At 66.3% G+C, this 19363-nt stretch carries 24 protein-coding genes and 1 pseudogene; 3 read left to right on the plus strand and 22 right to left on the minus strand.

The features are described 5' to 3' along the window. Nucleotides 1–59 precede the first annotated feature (59 nt). From H4W27_RS08885 to H4W27_RS08920, 8 genes are all read right to left on the minus strand, one after another. The gene (locus tag H4W27_RS08885; protein WP_192595608.1) at nucleotides 60–953 is read right to left on the minus strand and encodes an OmpA/MotB family protein; all 894 of its coding nucleotides are present in this window, start codon (nucleotides 951–953) and stop codon (nucleotides 60–62) included. Beyond that, the gene (locus H4W27_RS08890) at nucleotides 950–1747 is read right to left on the minus strand and encodes a motility protein A (protein ID WP_192595609.1); all 798 of its coding nucleotides are present in this window, start codon (nucleotides 1745–1747) and stop codon (nucleotides 950–952) included. Before H4W27_RS08890 ends, H4W27_RS08885 begins: the two co-directional genes overlap by 4 nt. After that, nucleotides 1747–1983: a flagellar FlbD family protein gene (locus tag H4W27_RS08895; protein ID WP_192595610.1), complete on the minus strand. Its 237-nt coding sequence runs from the start codon at nucleotides 1981–1983 to the stop codon at nucleotides 1747–1749. The genes H4W27_RS08890 and H4W27_RS08895 overlap by 1 nt, the downstream gene beginning before the upstream one ends. A gap of 59 nt (nucleotides 1984–2042) precedes the next feature. After that, nucleotides 2043–2207 (minus strand): leucine zipper domain-containing protein, encoded by a 165-nt coding sequence (locus tag H4W27_RS13860; RefSeq protein ID WP_192595611.1) that lies wholly within the window; start codon nucleotides 2205–2207, stop codon nucleotides 2043–2045. A 448-nt stretch (nucleotides 2208–2655) separates the two neighbouring features. Next, entirely contained in the window at nucleotides 2656–3078 is a 423-nt protein-coding gene (locus H4W27_RS08905) for a hypothetical protein (RefSeq protein WP_225939066.1), read from the minus strand. Further along, on the minus strand, nucleotides 3075–3647 hold the full coding sequence (locus H4W27_RS08910) for a TetR-like C-terminal domain-containing protein (protein WP_192595612.1): 573 nt from the start codon (nucleotides 3645–3647) through the stop codon (nucleotides 3075–3077). The genes H4W27_RS08905 and H4W27_RS08910 overlap by 4 nt, the downstream gene beginning before the upstream one ends. Then, nucleotides 3640–4491 carry an alpha/beta fold hydrolase gene (locus H4W27_RS08915; protein WP_192595613.1) on the minus strand — a complete coding sequence of 284 codons (852 nt, stop codon included), beginning with the start codon at nucleotides 4489–4491 and terminating at the stop codon, nucleotides 3640–3642. Before H4W27_RS08915 ends, H4W27_RS08910 begins: the two co-directional genes overlap by 8 nt. Nucleotides 4492–4761: 270 nt before the next feature. Next, entirely contained in the window at nucleotides 4762–5619 is an 858-nt protein-coding gene (locus H4W27_RS08920; RefSeq protein WP_192596524.1) for a helix-turn-helix transcriptional regulator, read from the minus strand. 175 nt (nucleotides 5620–5794) lie between these two features. Between H4W27_RS08920 and H4W27_RS08925 the strand changes: the two genes are divergently transcribed. Further along, complete coding sequence (locus H4W27_RS08925; protein ID WP_192595614.1) at nucleotides 5795–6682, plus strand: SDR family NAD(P)-dependent oxidoreductase; 888 nt, start codon at nucleotides 5795–5797, stop codon at nucleotides 6680–6682. Between the two features lie 87 nt (nucleotides 6683–6769). On the opposite strand, the gene H4W27_RS08930 is transcribed toward H4W27_RS08925, so the two are convergent. Next, a complete protein-coding gene (locus tag H4W27_RS08930; RefSeq protein ID WP_192595615.1) occupies nucleotides 6770–7282 on the minus strand; it encodes a GNAT family N-acetyltransferase in 513 nt (170 codons plus the stop codon). 75 nt (nucleotides 7283–7357) lie between these two features. Beyond that, nucleotides 7358–7828: pseudogene (locus H4W27_RS13950) on the minus strand (SDR family oxidoreductase). Nucleotides 7829–7894: 66 nt separating this feature from the next. Between H4W27_RS13950 and H4W27_RS08940 the strand changes: the two are divergent. Next, on the plus strand, nucleotides 7895–8371 hold the full coding sequence (locus H4W27_RS08940) for a DUF2975 domain-containing protein (RefSeq protein WP_192595616.1): 477 nt from the start codon (nucleotides 7895–7897) through the stop codon (nucleotides 8369–8371). Further along, nucleotides 8371–8604, plus strand: coding sequence for a helix-turn-helix domain-containing protein (locus H4W27_RS08945; protein ID WP_192595617.1), 234 nt, complete (start codon nucleotides 8371–8373; stop codon nucleotides 8602–8604). The genes H4W27_RS08940 and H4W27_RS08945 overlap by 1 nt, the downstream gene beginning before the upstream one ends. 154 nt (nucleotides 8605–8758) lie before the next feature. Here H4W27_RS08945 and H4W27_RS08950 read toward each other — a convergent pair whose 3' ends face one another. From H4W27_RS08950 to flgB, 12 genes are all read right to left on the minus strand, one after another. Beyond that, on the minus strand, nucleotides 8759–9928 hold the full coding sequence (locus H4W27_RS08950; RefSeq protein ID WP_192595618.1) for a flagellar hook protein FlgE: 1170 nt from the start codon (nucleotides 9926–9928) through the stop codon (nucleotides 8759–8761). A gap of 85 nt (nucleotides 9929–10013) precedes the next feature. Continuing rightward, nucleotides 10014–10493 (minus strand): flagellar hook assembly protein FlgD, encoded by a 480-nt coding sequence (locus H4W27_RS08955; RefSeq protein ID WP_192595619.1) that lies wholly within the window; start codon nucleotides 10491–10493, stop codon nucleotides 10014–10016. A gap of 55 nt (nucleotides 10494–10548) precedes the next feature. Continuing rightward, complete coding sequence (locus H4W27_RS13865) at nucleotides 10549–11559, minus strand: flagellar hook-length control protein FliK (protein WP_192595620.1); 1011 nt, start codon at nucleotides 11557–11559, stop codon at nucleotides 10549–10551. Nucleotides 11560–12341: 782 nt separating this feature from the next. After that, the gene (locus tag H4W27_RS13870; RefSeq protein WP_192595621.1) at nucleotides 12342–13172 is read right to left on the minus strand and encodes a C40 family peptidase; all 831 of its coding nucleotides are present in this window, start codon (nucleotides 13170–13172) and stop codon (nucleotides 12342–12344) included. Continuing rightward, nucleotides 13169–13594, minus strand: coding sequence for a flagellar FliJ family protein (locus H4W27_RS08970; protein WP_192595622.1), 426 nt, complete (start codon nucleotides 13592–13594; stop codon nucleotides 13169–13171). Before H4W27_RS08970 ends, H4W27_RS13870 begins: the two co-directional genes overlap by 4 nt. Continuing rightward, nucleotides 13591–14943: a FliI/YscN family ATPase gene (locus H4W27_RS08975; protein WP_192595623.1), complete on the minus strand. Its 1353-nt coding sequence runs from the start codon at nucleotides 14941–14943 to the stop codon at nucleotides 13591–13593. The genes H4W27_RS08970 and H4W27_RS08975 overlap by 4 nt, the downstream gene beginning before the upstream one ends. Then, on the minus strand, nucleotides 14940–15617 hold the full coding sequence (locus tag H4W27_RS08980) for a FliH/SctL family protein (RefSeq protein ID WP_192595624.1): 678 nt from the start codon (nucleotides 15615–15617) through the stop codon (nucleotides 14940–14942). The genes H4W27_RS08975 and H4W27_RS08980 overlap by 4 nt, the downstream gene beginning before the upstream one ends. Continuing rightward, nucleotides 15607–16638: a flagellar motor switch protein FliG gene (gene fliG, locus H4W27_RS08985; RefSeq protein ID WP_192595625.1), complete on the minus strand. Its 1032-nt coding sequence runs from the start codon at nucleotides 16636–16638 to the stop codon at nucleotides 15607–15609. The genes H4W27_RS08980 and fliG overlap by 11 nt, the downstream gene beginning before the upstream one ends. Further along, nucleotides 16635–18284 carry a flagellar basal-body MS-ring/collar protein FliF gene (gene fliF / locus H4W27_RS08990; RefSeq protein WP_192595626.1) on the minus strand — a complete coding sequence of 550 codons (1650 nt, stop codon included), beginning with the start codon at nucleotides 18282–18284 and terminating at the stop codon, nucleotides 16635–16637. Before fliF ends, fliG begins: the two co-directional genes overlap by 4 nt. Beyond that, nucleotides 18284–18619, minus strand: a complete 336-nt coding sequence (gene fliE / locus H4W27_RS08995; protein WP_192595627.1) for a flagellar hook-basal body complex protein FliE — start codon at nucleotides 18617–18619, stop codon at nucleotides 18284–18286. Before fliE ends, fliF begins: the two co-directional genes overlap by 1 nt. After that, nucleotides 18616–19011 carry a flagellar basal body rod protein FlgC gene (gene flgC / locus H4W27_RS09000; RefSeq protein ID WP_192595628.1) on the minus strand — a complete coding sequence of 132 codons (396 nt, stop codon included), beginning with the start codon at nucleotides 19009–19011 and terminating at the stop codon, nucleotides 18616–18618. The genes fliE and flgC overlap by 4 nt, the downstream gene beginning before the upstream one ends. Next, nucleotides 19011–19352: a flagellar basal body rod protein FlgB gene (flgB, locus tag H4W27_RS09005; RefSeq protein WP_192595629.1), complete on the minus strand. Its 342-nt coding sequence runs from the start codon at nucleotides 19350–19352 to the stop codon at nucleotides 19011–19013. The genes flgC and flgB overlap by 1 nt, the downstream gene beginning before the upstream one ends. Nucleotides 19353–19363: the final 11 nt, after the last annotated feature.

The following is a 19363-nucleotide window of genomic DNA, read 5'->3' on the forward strand; positions in this document are numbered from 1 at the left end:
TCGGGCACTATCGGAGCCTCTGACCTGCCCGTTAGCTTCAGGTGGATATTTTTTTCGGCTTAGGCCTCGTCAGCTCCCGCGGCAAGCTCGGGAAGCAGCTCACGGATCTGTTCCGGCTCGTCGGAGAGGACGGTGACATCCACCCGTCGGTTCTGCCAGAGCCGTTCGTCCACCGGATGCGCGTCCCCATAGCCCACGGAGACGATCTTGGCGGCATCGACTCCGCCCACCTCCACCAGTTCTCTGAGCACGCCGGTGGCCCGGCTGGCCGAGAGCTCCCAGTTGGTCGGATATGGCTCCACCGGACGGCGGACATCGGCATGACCACCCACTTCGAAGAACCGGGCGGTGGGTGCAAGCACCGGGGCGATCGCGTCGATCACCTCCTGGCCTTCGTCATTGAGCGTGGAGCTGTTCGGGTCGAAGAAGGTCTCTGCCCCCACCAGGCGCACGGTCAGCCCGCGCTCGTCGAGGACGAACTCCGCACTGCCCTCGTGTCCGGCCTCGCTCAGCCGATCCTGGAGCTTGCGCTGCAGCGCACGGAGGTCATCGATCTCCTCCTGGGCCAGCGCGATCCGGTCATCGGTGACCTCCTCCAGCAGCTCCAGCTGCTCGCCCTGGGTCAGTTCTGCATCGGGACCCTCTTCGCCGACCCGTTCCGGAGGCACGACGACACCCGAGGCGGTGTCCACCGTCTCGCTGGACTCGGTGCCGAACCCCGTCGCCAAGGAGCTGCGCAGCTGCTCATATTTGTCCTGGTCCACTGTGGACATGGCATAGAGCACGATGAACAGGCACATCAGCACCGTGACCATGTCCATATAGGAGGCCATCCAGCGCTCATCACCACCGCCGTGTCCGCCCGATCCGCCGGAGCCGGCGCGCGAGCGTCGCCGACCGCCCTGAGCGCGTCCGGCGGAGCTGCGCCGCGTGGGGTTCCCCGGGGAGCTCATGCGGCCTCGTTGACGTCCCGGGTCGAGGTGTCCGCCGCGGGGCGCAGCTCGTGGGCAGGGACCATGGCGCGCAGCCGCTCACCGAGCAGGATGGGCTGGCTGCCGTCCTGGATTGCGAGAAGCCCCTCCATCGTGAGCTCCATCCGGTCCTGCTCGAGCTGCGCAAGCCGACCCAGCCGAGCGCCGATCGGCAGCCAGATGAAGTTCGCCGAAACGAGTCCCCAGAGGGTGGCCACGAAGGCCGCAGCGATCATATGACCCAGCTCGTCAGGCTCCGAGAGGTTCTCCAGCACATGCGTCAGCGAGACCACCGTGCCGATGATCCCGACCGTGGGCGCGTATCCGCCCATGGACGTGTAGAACCGAGATGCGACCTGGGCGGTGGCATCCTTGGTGGCGATGTCGTCTTCGAGCTGCTGACGCAGCGAATCACCGTCCACACCGTCTGCCAGTGACTGCAGCCCGCGGGAGACGAACGGGTCCTCAGCCTGCTGCGCCTTGGCCTCCAACGCCAACAGACCATCGCTGCGGGCCACCTCGGCCAGCGCGACGAGATGCTCGATGCGATCCTCTGCTGCCGCCACCCTGCCCTGGAACGCAGTGGGCAGGGCCTTGACTGCAAGTAGCGCGTCTTTGAGAGTGCCGCCGGCCACAGCCACGGCGATGGTCCCGAAGAAGACCAGGATCATGGGCGCCGGGAGCAGGATGGAGCTCACGTGCGCGCCTTCGAGGAAGAGCATGGCGAACATGGCGCCGAAGGCGAGCAGCAGGCCGATCAGGGTTGCGGGATCCATCAGACCATCCTGGGTGGGGGCTCATCGGGCAGGCCGGACGCGCTTGTCGAGGCGCCTGCCACCACGCGAGCGCGGAAGTCGGCGATCAGTCCAATGACGTCGTCCATGGATTCGAGCACCACGTACCGGGCCCCATTGATCATCAGAAGCACCGTGTCCGGGTGCTCCTGGATGCGCTCGATCAGATCGGGGTTCACTGCGAAGCGGGTCCCGTTGAGCCTGGTCACGACGATCATCAGCACGTCCTTTCAGGCTTCACTGTCGGCTGGCCCGCGCCGACCGTTAGCCCCGCCCGTCAGGTCATCAGGGCTTCAGCCGAAAGCGTGGGCCAACAGTGTGCGCACTGGCGGGAGACGCCTTGGGCCGTGGCCGCGTGGGCGACGGCCCAGCCTTGTTCACAGACACGCTCAACGAGCAGGTGCCGACCACACGCATTCAATCGGGCGTTGCGCCGGGACACGGAGACCTCCTGGGCTCGTTTGGTAGAGGGCGCAGAGCCCAGGACGCTACCGAGAGGTGGAGGGCCGTCGCCGGATTCTCATGAGTGCGCTCATCAGGTAGCAAGTACCGGCCAGGATTAATAGCCCTCCGGCGGGAAGGTTGCGCGGGATGACAATGTCTCCGCCTAGCAGCGCGGTGCCGAAGAGCAGGATTGAGATACCTATCAGGCAGGCTTGGATGGTTTCGGCCAAGTGCTCACTTCGAACGCGCATGTCCCTGATTCTGCCTGAACTGCGGTACCAAACGAGTTGAGTGCCTCACAACGATGACCGTGAGCATCGCGAGCAGCCCCTCCCACGACGATTTCGGCCCAGGCATGTCGAGATTGTCTTCTGGAGAAATGCTGCTCGCCGCTGCTTGGCACGACCGCAGCGTTGACTAGCTGGCAGACTAACCGGACCGTCGGGTCATCGGCGACTTCGGTTGAGGGCCTCCCACCGCGTCTGTTCGGTGAAGACCACTGTGATGCAGAGCGCGGTAACGCCGACGGCGACCCAAAACGGCCAGACCGCCCAAGCGGCGGTCGCCGCGGCACCGAGGTGAATGAACACGATGAGGACGGTGACGCCGCCCGGGGCCGAGACCGGGGCGTCTCCACCTGGTCGGTCCCCGGGAGTGCCGAAGACCGCGGGAAGCGCGACCAGAACCGCGACCGCGGCGATCGCGAGCAGGATCGAGTGTGGCCACAGCGCCCAGGCGGTGGCGATCCAGGCGATGATCTCTACGACAAACCGAACGGCCCCACGGGCGTAGTCGTGACCGGGCGGGCGGTGTGGCGACGCTCGTCGGGTGTGCCCCGCAACCGTTGGCATCGCCCGCGTGCGTGTCATGGTGCTCCTGCGGCGGTGAGGCCGCGATCGACGAAGGTGATCATCCAGGTGAAGCTGTCGTCGATGTCGGCGTCCAGCTGGAACCCGTTACTGGATTCCAGCGTGGCGAATCCGTGGAGGATGCTGCGGAGCATTCGCATGGCATGGATCTGCTCGCCGGGGTCGAGTCGGTATGCGCGAAGAACTGCCGCGAACGACTCCAGAGTGCGGTCCAGCGCGACAGCCAGGGGATCGTCCGTGCCGGTGGGCGAGGCGCCTGTGGTCGCTGCGTATCGACCGGGGTGTTCTTTGACGTAAGTGCGAACGGTCTGGGCTGCCGCAGCAAGTGCGTCCCGACCCGCGAGACCTTGCATTGCGTCGCGGAGGGCGTCTCCGAGTTCGACGGCACCCAGGGCGGCGATGCGGTGGGTGAGATCGGCGAGACCGTTGACGTGCTTGTAGAGCGATGGCGCCTTCACCCCGAGGCGTTCGGCGACGAGGCTCATACTGAGCTGTGAGAGGCCGATCTCGTCTGCGACGTCCGCTGCGGCCGCGGTGACCGTGGAGGAAACCAGTCCGACCCTAGGCATTGGTCGCTGCGCTCGTCAGGGTGTTGCGAAGGAAGGGTAGCAGCAGCGCGAGGACTTCCTTCGGCGTTTCAGCGTGCGGATAGTGGCCGGCGCCGTCGATGACCGCGAGTTCACCGAGCCCCTCGGAGAGGTCGGCGATGATCTTCTCGCCCTCAGCCCGCGGGTCGACCCAGTCCGGGTCGGCGCTGCCCTCCACGATGAGTACCGGGCATCGCACCCCCGCGAGGTGCTCGCCGGCGTCGACCGGGGAGGTCTTCGTCATGGCGTTCAGAACAGCCATCCGGTCGGGTTCGCGCAGCATGGCCTCAATGTAGGCGCGTTCGTGCGCCCAGTCGGCAGGCTTCGTCGGGATGGCGATGTCGAGGTAGGCCATCCACCCCTTGAGGCTGCTGCTCATCATGACTTTCATGAGTTGAGTCGCACCGTTGCGGACGCGCTTGCTGCGAAGCGTCCCGAGCAGGTCGAAGGACTGCTTACGAGTGAACGGGGCGAGCTCAACAACGCCGACGAACAGCTCAGGCGCAGTCGCCGCGGCGATGGTGGCCGCACCTCCGCTGATGGATTGACCGACGATGACAGCAGGACCGCCGAGGTGTCGCACGACCGCAACCAGATCACCGGCGATGTCCGCCCGGGTGTAGCCCAACCAGCCGGTGGCGCTGGAGTCCCCACAACCGCGGATGTCGACGTTCGCGACGCGGTAGCCCGCGGCGACCAACTCCGGGACAAGGAACCGGTAAGAACGACGAGTGTCACCCATTCCGTGAGCCAGGACCACCAACGGACCCGATCCTTCGATATCGAAGGCGATGGTGCCTTCTCCGATTGTCAAGTACTCAAGCATGTCTTCCCCCAGTGGCTAATGGTAATAGCCTAAAGCTACTACCACTAGCTTCCACTCGTCAAGCTCCGTGCGTCCTCGCCCAGCGAGTGCGGCGGGGCGGTGGATCTTGTCACGGAGTCCAGTCCCGGAATTCCCGTTCCGCTACGATCGCTGGTGGTGGAGTTTTGTCGCGTTCTCCTCATGGGCCACCTTTTCGGGTATGCACGCACCTCCATTACGGACCAGGACGCGTTGCTGAAGAGCACCGCACCACCAGCTACTGACAACGCTTCACACGCTGGCACTTTTCGAGGGGCTCAGCTTCTGGGTTCCGATGACGGAGAGCAATTGCAGCTTGTCGTGGCTCTCGGTGCCGGGGGTCGCGGTGAAGACGAGCAGTGTCTGGATCTGTTCGGGGTCCAGGAGACTTTGGCAGTAGACGGTCAACTCTCCGAGTTCGGGGTGGAGGAGGATTTTTTGTTCGCTGTACCGCCATCCCACGACGTGTTCGGCCCATACTTCCGTGAACTCCGTGCTGCAACCCTGTAGCGCGTCGACGATATCGGCTGCACGCGATCGGGGCCCTTCTCGTGTGAGCACCTCCCGCAGCTGGGAGGCGAGGACCCTCGAGTGCTTGGGATGCTCCTCGACCGGGTACAGCTTTCGCTCAGCGTCGTTGGTGAACCACCGGTATATGACACTGCGGGCCAGTCCTTGGTGTGTCCGCTGGTCACCCAATAGCGCCAATCCTGGCTGGGTCTGGAACAGGGTCTCACCCAGAGAGTTCAGGACGATGGCGGGGGTGTCCGTGAGCCTGTCCACCACGCGCATGAGGCCCACGTTGACGTGGTCTGTGCGGCGTACACGCGGTGCAGTTCCGTAGCCCACCACCTGGAACAGGTAGTCGCGGTCATCCAGGGACAGGCGCAGACCGCGCGCCAGAGCCGTGACCATCTGCTCCGAGGGTTTCGGACTGTGACCGCGTTCCGTCCGTGAGTAGTAGTCACTGGACATTCCTGTCAAGGCCGCGACTTCCTCCCGGCGAAGCCCTGGCGTTCGACGCCGCTGACCCCTGATGAGACCAACGTCCTCGGGTTGAAGCTTCTCCCGCCTTGAACGTAGGAACTCGGCCAGCGCGCTTTTATCCATATGGGTAGTTTCCCGCACGACTGGTAGCCCGACCACTGTCCAGCAGTCAGAGGATAGGCGGGCCCTTCCTCGTGGCTGACCCTCTCCGTAGCGTTGCCCCACGTCACCGCGCCACCCGCCGATGGCCACACCATTCGAATCTAGCCGAACACAAATGAACGGAAAAGAGTAAAGAATGAGCACAAAATGGACGACGGCGGATCTGCCGGACCTGACCGGAAAAACGATTGTAGTGACAGGAGCCACGGCAGGACTCGGTGAGGTGACCACGCGCGAGCTCGCCCGCGTCGGCGCACACGTGGTCATAGCAGTCCGAAACGAGCAGAAAGCGGCGGACATCGTCCGCGGCATAGGGCCCACGAAGGGGCGGATCGAGGTCCGCCACCTCGACGTCGCGGACCTAGCATCTGTCCGCCAGTTCGGCCGGAGCTGGTCGGAACCGGTCGATGTGCTGATCAACAACGCCGGCATCATGCAGGTCCCCCTCACCTACACCCCTGATGGGCTCGAGCTGCAGATTGCGACAAACTACTTCGGCCCGTTCGCCCTGACGAGCGCGCTCCTACCTCACATCACGGACCGCGTCGTATCCCTCTCGTCCCAGCTCCACCGGATCGGTCGTGCCCGCGTGGATGACCTGAACTGGAAGACCCGGAAGTACGACGACCTGGCCGCTTATGCCGATTCCAAACTTGCCGTCGTCCTGTTTTCCAACGAACTACAGCGGCGCCTGAAGGCCGCTAACAGCCACCTGCGATCCATCACAGCTCATCCGGGAATCGCCAAGACCAACCTGGCCTCGCATGCCGGCGGACTGACCGGCCGCATCAACCACCTCGGGCCGATGCTCAACACCGTCGAACAGGGCGCCCTCCCCACCCTGTACGCCGCAACGCAGAATATCCCCGGTGGGTCCTACGTCGGTCCTGACGGTCCGGCGAGCATCAAAGGACACCCGAAGATCCGCCGTCCATCCCGCACGGCCCGCAACGAGAACGTCGCCCGGGATCTGTGGGACGAAACGAACAGGGTCGTAGGAGACGACCTGGCCTTCACGATCTGACGCCCACTTCTGGAAGACGGGTACCGGGACCCCAGCATCCTACGTCCGGGTATGGAGCGGTCTACAGATGCATCGACGACCAGCTTGCTATTCGATCTGGAACTTGAATCCGCGGTGGGAACCGACAAACCCTAGTCGCTCGTAGAACCTGTGTGCGTCGATCCTGTTCGCGTCTGATGTGAGTTGCACCAGGGAGGCATCTACAGCCGGTGCAGCGACATCGATCACCCATTTCATCATCGCAGTACCGATACCGCTTGACCGGTATTCGCCGGAAACTCTCACTGCTTCGATCAGGAGTCGCGTCGAGCCCCGACGGGCCATGCCCGGTATCCGGGTGAGTTGCATCGTGGCCAACGGAATGTCATCTTCACTGACAACCACCAAGATCTCGTTGGATGGGTCTGCGATCAGCTCCAAGAGTGCTTTCTCGTATAAGACAGTGTCGTCCAGAACGGCGCGGTCACCACGTCCCGCGCTGATCACGTCGTCTGCGAGAAGTTTCATAAGTCCGGAAAGGTCGTCGTGGCGTGCCCGACGGAGTGTGAAATTCCGAGTTCTCGTGGGCAATGGCTCCGGAAGCGACAGGATGGAAAGCATGTGATCAGTCTTTCACTGCGAATCCGTGACCAAACCCCTCGACCCATGGCGCCGCCGGTATGCAGTGAGCATCATTTACATGAGCACCCTGCCAGAGAGTTCAACGCGCTCCCCTGTCATCCAACGGAACTCATCGGAGACGAGCGCGACGATGGCATCGACAATCTCCTCCGGACGTCCGACCCGGCCAAGCGGGGTTTGCCGGGAAAGCGCGTCGCGCATGGTCTCGTCGTCTCACGTCACCCCGCCGTAGACGTCGGTGGCGGTCGGACCGGGGGCGATGGGGTTCACCCAGATCCCCTTAGGACCGAGCTCGAGGGCAGGGCTCCGAGTGATGGCCTCTAGTGCCTTCTTTGACGCGGCGTAGACCGAAGTTGCCGGCCTTGAGTGTCGACTCCTTCGAGAGCCCAATAGTCGTGACGGAACGAACCCACGAAGGAACGCGACGATGTGTCCCACAAAACTACGGGCGCCCACGTCATCCAATACTTCCTCCGGAGTCACGGAGCTATGCGACCGAAGCCGTCTCACCGAGACCGCCGGCACCCCACCACCATGAGCACGAAGCCTCCATATATTGACTATCGATATTAAGCGTCTGATAATCAATACATGTCTACTCTTTACTCAACGGCGCTACGAGCTGCTCTGAGTCTTCTGCTGCTGGGAAGTCTCATCGTCCAAGTGGCGATCCCTATTAATGCAACAAGTGCCGGAGAGGTGTTTCCGGAGATCGAACCGCTGACCACGCCCTACGCGATTCTCGCGATCGTCGCCATCGTGGGAGTCCAAGTCGGGTTGGTCGCTACGTGGCGCCTAGCCTCAATGGTGTCAAAGGACCGAATCTTCGATAAGTCAGCGTTGAAATGGGTGGACGTCATCATCGTTGCACTGGTCGCCACCACCATCCTGGCCGCAGCGGTTTTCGTGCACCTGATCTTCATCGTCCAGATCGGCGGACCTCCGGCGCTGCTCGGGCTGGGTGGCGCCGTGGCACTTGGTGTGTCGCTGTTGTTGATTCTCGCGGTCATGCGTGGACTGTTGATCCAAGCAATCGACTACCGCAGTGAACTGGCGGGGGTGGTCTGATGGCCATCAGGGTCGCCATCGACGTCATGCTCGCTGAACGCCAGATGTCTGTGGGCGAGTTGGCCCAGAAGGTCGGAATCACGCCCGCCAACATCTCGATCCTGAAGAACAACCACGCCCGGGCCATCAGATTCTCCACCCTGGAAGCACTCTGCCAAGCTCTCGACTGTGAACCTGGCGACCTGCTGCGCCGGGAGAACCACGGCCCCACCACTGCTGGTGCGCAGAACTAGGCGATGGGTCTACGCATGACCAAGCCAGACCGATGGCACCAGTTTCATGCAGTTCACAGAGACGAACCAGCCCTGACCCGAACCTGCGTTCGCACCAGGGCTGGTTCGGCTGTCTCTCTCAGCCAACAGGAGCCAGGGCGAACCCTCCGAAACCTCAGCGCTTGAGGTTGGTGAGCTCCTGGAGCACCTCGTCGCTCGTCGTGATGATGCGCGCATTGGCCTGGAATCCGCGCTGGGCCACGATCAGATTGGTGAACTCCTGGGAGAGGTCCACGTTCGACATTTCGAGCATGCCTCCGGCGAGTGTGCCCACGCCGGCCGCGCCGGGGGCCACGAAGTCCAGGGCACCGGAGTTGGCTGTCACGGTGTAGCCGGAGCTGCCAAGCTTCTCGAGACCGGCAGGGTTGCCCACCTGGCCCAGCATGATCTGAGCGATCGGCTGCTGGGCGCCGTTGCTGAATCGTCCTGTCAGCGTGCCGTCGGCGCCGAGGGTGTAGGACTGCAGCACGCCGGCGGCGGTGCCGTTCTGCTCGGCGATCGAGGCGGTGTCCAGCCCCGCATAACCTGTGAGTCCACTGAGGTCCACATCGACGCCGCCCACGGTGAGTGTCCCTCCGTTGAGAGTGCCGTCGGCGTTCTGGGTCAGCGCGGCGTTCGTCGTCTGCGCCCCGCGGGAGCCGGTGACGTCCCAACCCGCAGCGGTGCGGGTGAAGCTCAGCTGCAGCGTGTCGCTGGAGCCGTCGGCGTTGAAGACCTCGCGGTCGAGGGTCTTGTTCGTCCCTGCGGCCGCGCCCTGCGGGAGGTTCCCCTCCACCGCGGCAGCGGTGGTCTGCGTCCCAGGAGCGGTCAGGCCCACTGGGAGGACGATGTCCTGCAGGGCACCGCCGGCAGGCAGCTGCCCGTCGGTGGCCATGCGTCCTTGCACGATGCCTCCATCGGGGCTGACCAGGCGGCCGCGCGCGTCGAAGTCGAAGGTGCCGGCCCGGGAGAGGACCTCCTGGCCCCCTTTGCGCAGGACGAAGAATCCGTCACCGGAGACCATCATGTCGGTCGCCCGGCCGGTGGACTGGGCGGAGCCCTGGGTGAAGTTCGTGGCGGTGCCCGCCACCTGGACGCCGAGGCCGACCTGCGCGGGGTTCCCGCCGCCCATCTCGTCCGCGGCGCCGCGGGCGCCCTGGGTCATCTGGGAGAGGGTGTCCTGGAACTGGGTGCTCTGGCTCTTGAAGCCGGAGGTGTTCACGTTGGCGATGTTGTTGCCGGTGGTGTCCAGCATGGTCTGGTGGGAGCGCAGACCCGAGATTCCTGAGTTCAGTGAGCGAAGCATGTGTGTGCCTTTCGGTGGGAGCTGGAGCGTGGAATGAAGCTGGGAATGTGGCTGGGACGGAACTTTTCAGCGGGCAATCGTTCGGTCAGTCCTGCACCGCAGCGGCGGAGACGGCGGCGATGCTCGAGTACGCATGGGGCGTGCCGTCGATGAGCACCTGGGGCTCACCCTCTCCGAAGGTCACGGAGGTGACGATGCCGGTGACTGCGGGGTCAGCAGGGGTCGGGGCGGTGGTCACGCTCTGTCCGATGAGCGCCGCCGCGGCGCTGCGCTGCCCCACGCCCAGCGCGCTCTGCTGAGACTGGGCCAGTGCGGAGAGCTGCTCCATGGATGCCAGCTGGGTGGTCTGGGCGATCATGTCGTTCGTGTCCATGGGTGAGCTGGGGTCCTGGTTCGTCAGCTGAGTGACCAGCAGCTTCAGAAAGACCTCGCCGTCCATGGTCTGCTTCAGCTCGCGCGGCGCCTGGCTCGGGTCGGTGCCGGCCCGTCGGGCCGCATCGATTGATTCGGCGTCGATGGCAGTCGAGCCGCTCGGCTGGCTGCCATCTATGGCTGTGATCGGCATCTGGTCTCCTCATGAACGATGACGGGGTGGGCTGGTCGGGGCTGCGGCGCGCGGTTCAGGCCAGGAGGTCCAGTCCCACCGAATGCAGGGCCTCGAGTCTTGAGGCGGAGTCGGTGTGCGCGGGTCCTGTGCTTCTGTTCGACAGCTGGTCGAGGAGCTGCTCCGCATCGAGCTCAGGCGACTGGTCCCCAGGCGCCGGGTCTCGAGTCGCCGGGTCGTCGGCCTGCTGGTGGTCAGTTGAGGGGTCTCGTGAGCGCTCCCCGGGCTGTCCCTCCCCACGCCCCTGTCCCGCAGAGGACGACGGCGCCTCGCCCTCCCCGAGGCTCACCTGACCTGAGCCCAGTCCGAGCCCGGCGAGGTCCCGGCGCAGGTCAGTGAGCATTCCACGCAGCGCCTCGCGTCCAGCGTCCTGGGGGGTGAAGAGCTCGATCCGCATGGCGTCCCCCGTGATGTTGGCGCGCACGGTGACCGGGCCGAGGTTCTCCGGGGCGATGTTCACCGTCAGAACCTTCTCACCGGCCGGGCCGCTTGCCAGCTGGGCGATCGGGCCCATCAGCTGCGCCTGCAGCGGGGGCGCGCTGGTGCCTGCGGGCTGCGGGCCCGTGGGGACCGGCGTCGCTGCGGGCTGGATGTGTCCCGGCTGCGGCGTGGGTGCCGAGCCTGGTGCCAGCGTCGTGGCACCGGCACTCGCGGTCTGTGCTGACGCTGCCTCGGCTGCGGCGGGCGGTCTCCCGGGCCGGGGTATCTGGGGCGCCTGAGCCGTCAGAGAAGCCTGCACGCTCGCGGTGGGAAGTGGCGGCACATCAGGCCTCGGGACCGGGACCTCGGAGTCGGGGGAAGGGTCCACCGGTGTCTGCTGAGGCGTCGACTGGGCGCCGTATGCAGCTGTTGAGGACGTAGCGGCTGTTGAAGATACAGCGGTCGCCGGCTGTGAGTCCGTGGACCCCGCCGCCTCCCCCGGGTCTCCGGAGTCGCTGGCCTGGGGATCGCTGGCCCGATCCGACTCTTCGGTCCTCGCAGGCGGCAGCACCGGGGTGGACTGCGCCGCCTGGGTCGACTGTGCCACTCGGGTCGTCGGCGGTGTCCGTTCCGCTGGGACCGACTGGTCTGCCTGGTCTGACTGGTCTGGCCGGTCGGGCTGGACCGACTGGTCTGCCTGGTCAGCCGGTTCTGACTCGTCTGACCCGGCCGCCGCCTCTGCCGGCACCATGGAAGTCTCGTGGCCTGGTTGTGCTGGAGGTCCCTGGTGCGCTGTCCGCGCCGATTGCATGGCCTCTCCAACAGGCGCTGGCTGCGTGGGCGTCTCGGTCTGGCCATCAACGGAGAATGCGGAGGGTTTCTGCTCTGCTGTGGGCGCGTCTGTGCTGTCTCCGGTCAGCGTGGGACCCAGCCCTGCGTCGTCCACCGGCTCATCAGCCGCTGACTCCGTGGCGAGACCGCCTGCTGACCTCGTCACGATCCCGGCGTGTTCGTCGACCGGACCTTCGGTGCGGGCCGCGGCCGCTCTGACGAGTCCTATGTCGATGACCGCGGCAGACGAGGCTTTCGGGAGCCGGAATGCTGCCGTGCCAGCCGCGGGGATTGTGGAGGACCTGTTGGACGCAGGGATGGATGCCGGGGCGGGCGCCGGACGCGATGTCTCCGAGTCGCCGTCCGCGGAGGCCCTTCCGTCTGTCGCTACCTCCCTGTTGGCACCACGCTGCCCGGGCGGCCGCGCAGACTCGAGCGCCTGCGCAAAGGCGTGCCCTGAGCGAGCCTGGTCAGAGGGGCGACCGGCCTCCGTGACGGTCCGCCGTGAAGCAGGGGTGACGTCAAGCCTCGGTGAGGAGGTCAGGTTCATCGCTGCGTTCATGAGCTCGCTCCAGATCTGCGGCTCTGCGAAGCTTCGAACTGCGAGCGCTGAGCCGCGGCGATCTCCCCCTCGGTGCCGGCGGTCGAGGCTCCCGGAGCGTCCACCACGCGACGTATGGTCAGGATGTCCGCGTCCTTCTCGAACATCTCCCGAATCTCCACGTCTTTGCCGGGCTTGGGGGCGTGCAGGATCTTGTTGTCTCCTGCGTAGATCCCGATGTGGTCTCCATTGCGGGTGACGATCAGGTCGCCTGGCCGAGCCTCTGCCAGAGTCGGGATCTCAGTGCCGGTCTTCAGCTGGTCGTAGGTGACTCGCGGCACCTTCACCCCGAGGTCCTTGAAGACCAGCTGCACGAGTCCGGAGCAGTCGAGGCCGACGTCGGGATCGGTGCCGCCCCAGACATAGGGCACGCCCAGGTACTTCTTGGCCTGCGCGAGGACATCGCTGCCGTCCACGCCACCCGAGGAGAAGCTCTGGCTCCGCGCTGCCGGGGCAGCCGGGGAGGTGCTGCCGGCCGAGGAGCTGTTGGCGGCTGGAGTGCTGGAAGAGGCAGCTGAGCCGGCGGTGGTGGCGCCGCCGCCGGCGGCGGCGCCTGATGCGGAGGCGCCCGCCGTTCCGCTGCCCGCGCCTGTCAAGGTGCGCAGCATTGCGTTGAAGTCGGAGTCCCCTGTGCCGGTCTCCTCAGCGATGACGCTCTGGAGCGCGCCGCTCTGTGCCGTTGACGCAGCACTGGAGGACTGGACGCTGGTCTGACGCTGGGCACCGGTGACCTGTGCGATCGTGCTTTCGATCTGCCCTACCCTGCCGATGACGTCGGTGAAGCTCATGCCCGCCTTCTTCCCTGGTGCCCGCGCTGAGCGGCCTCATCCAGTCGTGCCTGTTCTGCGGTGAGTTCGGCGCGCGCTGCGGCTTGCGTGTGGCGCTGCTCGAGCTTCTCCACGACCACAGCGTCTCGCCGTGCCATCCGATGTTCAGCCTCAGCCTTCTCGGCCTGGGTCTGCAGGATCGCCAGCTGGGTCTGCAGCTCGGTGAGCATGCTGCGGTTCGAAGCCCGGGCGGCGGCGAAGGCAAGCAGATCCGCGCCGGTGGCGACCTGCTCGTCTGAGGCGAGGCTCTCCTCACGGACCCGCTGGGTCCGTTGACGCCCCTGAGCCAGTTCAGCATTGGCCGCTGCCAGCCGGCCTGCCGCACCGGCCTCCCGGAGATCGCGCAGGCGTTTCAGCCCTGCCAGACCGAACCCACGGCTCATGAGGTGCCTTCCCAGTGTCGGACCAGAGTCTGGAGGTGATCCCAGGTGACGGCGAGCGAGACGCTCTGCTCGAGGGACTGTCGCAGGAATCCGTCGATGGCTGCCTGATGCGTCACTGCCGCATCGACCTCCGGGTTGGCGCCACGCTGATATGCGCCCACATCGAGCAGGTCCTGCGCCGCTCGACGAGCGGCGAGCACACGTCGCAGCGAGGTGGCGGCTTCGGCCTGGGCAGGAGTGATCACTCGGCCCGCGACCCGGGAGATCGAGCTCAGCACATCCACCGGCGGGTAGTGTCCGCTCGCCGCCAGACCGCGGTCCAGGACCACATGACCGTCGAGGATCGAACGGGCGGCGTCGGCGACCGGCTCGTTGTGGTCATCGCCGTCCACCAGCACGGTGTAGATGCCCGTGATCGTCCCGACAGCGTCTGTGCCGGCGCGTTCCAGCAGTCGCGCCAGCAGCGAGAAGGTCGAAGGCGGATACCCGCGGGTGGCGGGAGGCTCTCCGGCGGAGAGACCGATCTCGCGCTGCGCCATGGCCACCCGGGTCAGCGAGTCCATCATCATCAGCACGTCCTTCCCCCGGGCCCGGAAGTCCTCCGCGATCCGGGTGCCGGTGAATGCCGCACGCAGCCGCATCTGTGCCGGCTCATCGGAAGTCGCCACGACCACCACAGAGCGGGCGAGGCCCTCGGCGCCCAGGTCATCTTCGAGGAACTCGCGGACCTCGCGGCCTCGTTCCCCGACCAGGACGATCACGTTCACAGCAGCCTCGGTGCCCCGCGCCACCATGGAGAGCAGTGAGGACTTCCCCACACCTGACCCTGCAAAGAGACCCATGCGCTGACCTCGCCCGATGGAGGCGAGGGCGTCGATGGACCTGATGCCGAGCTGCAGCTGTTCGGCGATCCGGCGCCGACTCATCGGATTGGGAGGAGCCTGCTCCAGCGGGACGAGCTGGTGCGCGCCCAGGGGTCCTTTTCCGTCCAGGGGACGACCCAGGCCGTCGAGGACGCGTCCGATGAGCCCTGCGCCGACTGGCACCAGGGCCGGTCCCGGGACGCGCTGGACCTCATCGCCCACGGCGACGCCCTCCAGCGGTGCCAGCGGCATGCAGCGCAGGACACCGCCTTCGGCCGCGACCACTTCGGCCGGGATGCCCTCTGCGCCTATGGCGACAAGGGCGCCGACCGGCATCGACGGTTCCAGAGCACTCCACGCCCGACCACCTCCGAGACCCGCCACCTCTACCCCGAGGCCGAGAATGCGGCTGACCTTCCCCGCGATGACCGGCCGGGCGGCCGATGTCAGCAGAGCCTGCGAGTGTGCCAGCGTCGACGTGCTCATAGGGTCTGACCTGATCCCTCGTGCTGGGCGCGGTGGGCCTGCAGCGCCGCTCGGCAGCGGTGCAGCGCCGTGCTGATCCGGGCGTCGAGAAATCCTTCTGGAAGATCCGCCACGGCGTCACCGGGGTGAAGTGTGGCGTCCGGCAGGATTCTGGTCCCTGCCAGCTCCGCGGCGTCCTTCGGCAGCTGGGCCAGAGTGTCCGGGTGCATCCGCACGCGGCGCACATCGGCGGGTTCCAGCTCTGCCAGCACCCGGGCGAGAGCGGCCCGCGCGGAGTGGGGGCCCTGCAGCAGCTCTGTTCCAACGATCGCCTCGGCGAGCTCCAATCCGGCGTCGACCAGTGACTTCTGCGCTGACTCCACCACGGGCGTGACTTGTCGCTGTAATGCCCGAGCGGCAGCGTCCAGGCCAGCGATGGCCGCGCGCAATGCGGCTGCGGACTCCTGCGCGGAGGCCACAGCGCGTGCCTGCAGCTGTTCGCGCTGTTGCCGGGCCGCCTCGCTTGCGGCCCTCATCCCGGCGGCATAGCCTGCTGCGTAGCCGTGGGTCCTGGCTCCTGCGTAGGCGGCCTCGGTGGCCTTCGGATGTCCGTAGGCTCCGAAGTCCAGCAGGTGCACCTCGGAAGTCTCGGCCGGGCAGGAGGCCTCAGCCGGGAAGGTGGTATCAGACGACAAGGGTGTCCTCCTCCTCCACACGCTGGATCGTGATGGCGCCCTCGTGCTCAAGTTCTCGAATCACCCGGACGATGTCCGCGCGCGCGTCGTCGACCTGGGACATGCGCACCGGTCCCAGCGTGCGCATCTCGTGGTCGAGGATCTCGCGGGTCCGTTCGGTGATGTTCTCCCGGGCGACCCCAGCGACGTTCTCCGGCGCGCCTTTCAGCGCCAGTGCCAGGCTCGAGGGATCGATCCCTCGCAACACCCGCTGGACGTCCCTGGGGTCGAAGCGCACCAGGTCGGCGAAGGTCAGCATGCGGGACTTGACCTCCTCGGCGAGCTCCTGGTCCTTGACGGACAGCGAATCCAGCAGCTCTCGCTCCACAGCCACGCTGGAACGGTTGATGATCTCCACCAGCGGATCGATCCCGCCCACAGCTGACATCGGCTCGCTCGGCGCCGCGGCGGCCCCCATCCTGGTCCTCAGGACATCGGCCACGGTCCGCACGGCATCGGGAGCGGCAGGTCCCATTGTCGCCAGACAGGTGGCCACGTCGGCGCGTCTGTCTGGCTCCACCCCAGCGAGCACGGCCGAGGCCATATCCGGTTTCAGATGGGCCAGCACCAGGGCCACTGTCTGGGGCAGCTCGTCATCGAGCAGGACGGCGATGTGCTGTGCGTCCACGGCTTCCAAGAAGTCGAAGGACTTCCCCGCCATGGAGGAGGCCAGCCGGTTCATCACCGCGTCGGCCTGTTCGCTGCCGTAGGTGTCGTTGAGCAGCCCGGCGGCGAAGTCGCGTCCTCCGCGCGCCAGCGGCGCCCCGGAGGTGATGGCGGCGAAGACCTCGGTCATGACCTCTTCGGCGATGTTCCGGTCGACACGACGCAGCCTGACGATCTCCGCGATCACCTCATCAGCCTCAAACTCGGAGAAGTGACGCAGCACCTCCGAGGCTTGGGCACGCTCCATCTGCATCAGCACCAGGGCGACCTTCTGTGTCCCGGTGAGAGACTCAGCGGAGTTCAAGGAGGGGCTCATACTCGGCTGTCCTCCATCAAAGCCCGCAGGTGTTCAGCCATACGAGCTGGATCCTGGGTGGCCAGACCGTTGAGTTCGGCGCGCTTGCTGTTCGCCTGTTGCTGTGGGTCCCATTCGGCGAGCTGCGCATCGGCGGGGTCGGCGCCTACGCGCGGGATGGTGGCCGTGGCGTAGTCTCCCGGTGCCTCAAGTGCAGATGACTCTGGCTCCTCGGTGGGCTCCAGGGCTGCCATCCTTCCGGCGGTGAGCTCACCGGTCGGGAAGGGCTCGCCGAGGTCCACCAGTTCACGGGAATGGCGACTGCGCCGCATGAACAGCGCGATGGCAAGGATGAGGACGAGCAGCAGCACGGCGGCACCGCCGATTGCGATCGCCTGCAGCCAGGCTGCGCGGCGTTCGGCTTCCTCTGCGGCCTCGGCGGCGGCGAGGGCTTCGGCTGCGGCGTCGGCGTCAGCGGTGCTGAAGGGCACCACGGAGACGCTGACCTCATCGCCGCGGGCCGCGTCGATTCCTGCGGCATCGCTGACCATGGTGGTCAGATCGGCGACGTTGAGTCCTGCCGCGGCCGCTGCGTCCACGGCCACGGAGACTGACTGGTTGGTCAGCTCCCCCGCGGGAATGGACCGGTTCTCGGTCACCTTGTTCACCGCATTGCTGCGGTCCGCCTCCTCCGCACTGTAGGTGCCTTCCCCGGCCTGGTCATTGGGCACCGCGATGTTGTCCGGGCCCAGCACCCCGGCCGCCCCGCCTCCGGTGCCGGTGTACTCCTCGGTGCGTGTGGATTCACTCAGCGCCGGAGCGTCCTGGGGCTCCTCGAAGGCCTCCTCGAGCCGCTCGGCGGATTCCATCGAGAGCTCCGCCGCCACGGCGACTGTGGCGTTGCCGCGACCCACGACCTGCTCGAGCATCGTCTGCACGGCAGTGGTGACCCGTTCCTCGTAATCGCTGGCCTGCTGAGTGCTGCCACCGGCTGCGCCGACTCCGACGGCGGAGAGCAGCGTGCCCTCCGCGTCGACCAGGGACACGTTGTCCGGCTTCAGGCCATCCACGGCTGCGGCCACGAGGTGCACCACGGACTGGATCTGGTCGTCGCCGAAGGTGGAGCCTGGGGCCTGCTGGACGAAGATCGAGGCGGTCGGATCCTGAGCCGAGTCCACGAAGACCGTCTCCTCGGGGATGGCCAGGGTGACCGAGGCCTGCTCCACGGCGTCGAGGGCCTCAATGGTGCCGGCGAGCTCGCCCTCCAGGGCACGTTTATAGGTGACGTTCTGCTGGAACTCGCTGGAGGTCACCCCCATCTCGTCGAGCAGCGAATACCCGCCCTTGGTGGCATTGGGCAGACCGTCGGCTGCCGCGTTGAGCCGAGCATCGTAGACCTGAGCCTCAGGGACCATCACGGAGGTGCCTCCCCCAGTGAGCTCATAGGGAACGCCATCGGCGCGCAGCTGTTCGACGATCGCGGAGGCGTCCGCCGGGTCCAGCCCGCTGTAGAGCGGGGCCATGCGCGGCTGCGTCATATAGGTGCTCAGCGCGAACCCGCCGAGGACGAGGACGGCAACGCCGATGATGGCGATGGTGCGCTGCGCCACAGTGAATTCGCGCAGCCGCTGACCGAGGCGGGCGAGCGGCGCCGGAACCTGCGCCATCAGGCCTGCATCCGCATGATCTCGTTGAACGCCTCGACACCGCGGTTGCGCACGGTGGCGACGAGTTCAAGCGCCACGGATGCTCGAGAGGAGGCCAGCGTGGCCTCATGCATGTCGGTGAGGTCGCCGGTCAGCGCCTTGACCCCGAGCTCCCGGGAGGTCGATTGCATGGATTGGACCTCGTCCATGGCTCCGCCCAGCGTCGCGGCGAAGTCACCCTGCGGGCCCTCGACGCGCTGGGGCTGTCCGGAGAGTCCGGGTGACGCGGCCGCGGGGACATATCCCGTGCCGGACACGGCGGCGACCCCTGCAGCGGGGGCGATGCCTTCGATCATCGGTTCTGTCCGATCTGCAGTGCGGCCTGGTACGTCTCTTTGGCGCGGTCGACCACCGCGGCGTTCATCTGATATCCGCGCTGCGCCATGATCAGGCTGCCCATCTGTTCAGCCATGTCGATGTCCGGGTAGCGCACGTAGCCGTCCTCATCGGCCAGCGGGTGGTTCGGCTCGTGCACCGTGCGACCTTCGGCGTCGCCGTACTCGACACCGGCGACGTGCACTCCCTGCCCAGCAGTGTCGGCCTGCGCACTGACATAGCGCGCCTGAAAGGCCGCCTCGTCGGTGGTCCGCACGGTGTTGACGTTGGCGATGTTGTCCGAGACGGAGTCCAGCCATTTGCGGTGGACAGTGAGTGCTGTGCCGGCGATTCCGATCGCATCCAGGGCCATCAGTTGCTCCTCAGGGCGGTGCGCATGCTGTCGAACTGGCCGCCGGCGGCCTGGGCGGCGAACTGGAAGCGCAGGACCGTGTCGATGTTGGCCAGCGTCTCGGTGTCGAGGTTGACGTTGCTGCCGTTGAGGCGTGTGGGCTCGAGGGAGCGGGCTTCGGAGGCGTTCACCTGGCCGTCACCTGCGCGCACCGAGGTGGCCAGCGCATCTTCAAAGGCGACGCGGCGGGACTGATAGCCGGGGGTGTTCGCATTCGCGATGTTGTCGGCGATGGCGCGCTGGCGCAGGGCCAGACCGTCCAGAGCGCTGGAGAACGCGCGCGAGGTCACTGAATCAAACACTGCTCCCCCTC

The sequence above is a fragment of the Nesterenkonia lutea genome (assembly GCF_014873955.1).
Classification (GTDB): Bacteria; Actinomycetota; Actinomycetes; order Actinomycetales; family Micrococcaceae; genus Nesterenkonia; species Nesterenkonia lutea.

Bases quoted from the DNA above. Each gene is read 5' to 3' on its own strand.
- H4W27_RS08885 (WP_192595608.1), bottom strand. From the start codon at position 953: ATGAGCTCCCCGGGGAACCCCACGCGGCGCAGCTCCGCCGGACGCGCT.
- H4W27_RS08890 (WP_192595609.1), bottom strand. From the start codon at position 1,747: ATGGATCCCGCAACCCTGATCGGCCTGCTGCTCGCCTTCGGCGCCATG.
- H4W27_RS08895 (WP_192595610.1), bottom strand. From the start codon at position 1,983: ATGATCGTCGTGACCAGGCTCAACGGGACCCGCTTCGCAGTGAACCCC.
- H4W27_RS08905 (WP_225939066.1), bottom strand. From the start codon at position 3,078: ATGACACGCACGCGGGCGATGCCAACGGTTGCGGGGCACACCCGACGA.
- H4W27_RS08910 (WP_192595612.1), bottom strand. From the start codon at position 3,647: ATGCCTAGGGTCGGACTGGTTTCCTCCACGGTCACCGCGGCCGCAGCG.
- H4W27_RS08915 (WP_192595613.1), bottom strand. From the start codon at position 4,491: ATGCTTGAGTACTTGACAATCGGAGAAGGCACCATCGCCTTCGATATC.
- H4W27_RS08920 (WP_192596524.1), bottom strand. From the start codon at position 5,619: ATGGATAAAAGCGCGCTGGCCGAGTTCCTACGTTCAAGGCGGGAGAAG.
- H4W27_RS08925 (WP_192595614.1), top strand. From the start codon at position 5,795: ATGAGCACAAAATGGACGACGGCGGATCTGCCGGACCTGACCGGAAAA.
- H4W27_RS08930 (WP_192595615.1), bottom strand. From the start codon at position 7,282: ATGCTTTCCATCCTGTCGCTTCCGGAGCCATTGCCCACGAGAACTCGG.
- H4W27_RS08940 (WP_192595616.1), top strand. From the start codon at position 7,895: ATGTCTACTCTTTACTCAACGGCGCTACGAGCTGCTCTGAGTCTTCTG.
- H4W27_RS08945 (WP_192595617.1), top strand. From the start codon at position 8,371: ATGGCCATCAGGGTCGCCATCGACGTCATGCTCGCTGAACGCCAGATG.
- H4W27_RS08950 (WP_192595618.1), bottom strand. From the start codon at position 9,928: ATGCTTCGCTCACTGAACTCAGGAATCTCGGGTCTGCGCTCCCACCAG.
- H4W27_RS08955 (WP_192595619.1), bottom strand. From the start codon at position 10,493: ATGCCGATCACAGCCATAGATGGCAGCCAGCCGAGCGGCTCGACTGCC.
- H4W27_RS13870 (WP_192595621.1), bottom strand. From the start codon at position 13,172: ATGAGCTTCACCGACGTCATCGGCAGGGTAGGGCAGATCGAAAGCACG.
- H4W27_RS08970 (WP_192595622.1), bottom strand. From the start codon at position 13,594: ATGAGCCGTGGGTTCGGTCTGGCAGGGCTGAAACGCCTGCGCGATCTC.
- H4W27_RS08975 (WP_192595623.1), bottom strand. From the start codon at position 14,943: ATGAGCACGTCGACGCTGGCACACTCGCAGGCTCTGCTGACATCGGCC.
- fliG (WP_192595625.1), bottom strand. From the start codon at position 16,638: ATGAGCCCCTCCTTGAACTCCGCTGAGTCTCTCACCGGGACACAGAAG.
- fliF (WP_192595626.1), bottom strand. From the start codon at position 18,284: ATGGCGCAGGTTCCGGCGCCGCTCGCCCGCCTCGGTCAGCGGCTGCGC.
- fliE (WP_192595627.1), bottom strand. From the start codon at position 18,619: ATGATCGAAGGCATCGCCCCCGCTGCAGGGGTCGCCGCCGTGTCCGGC.
- flgC (WP_192595628.1), bottom strand. From the start codon at position 19,011: ATGGCCCTGGATGCGATCGGAATCGCCGGCACAGCACTCACTGTCCAC.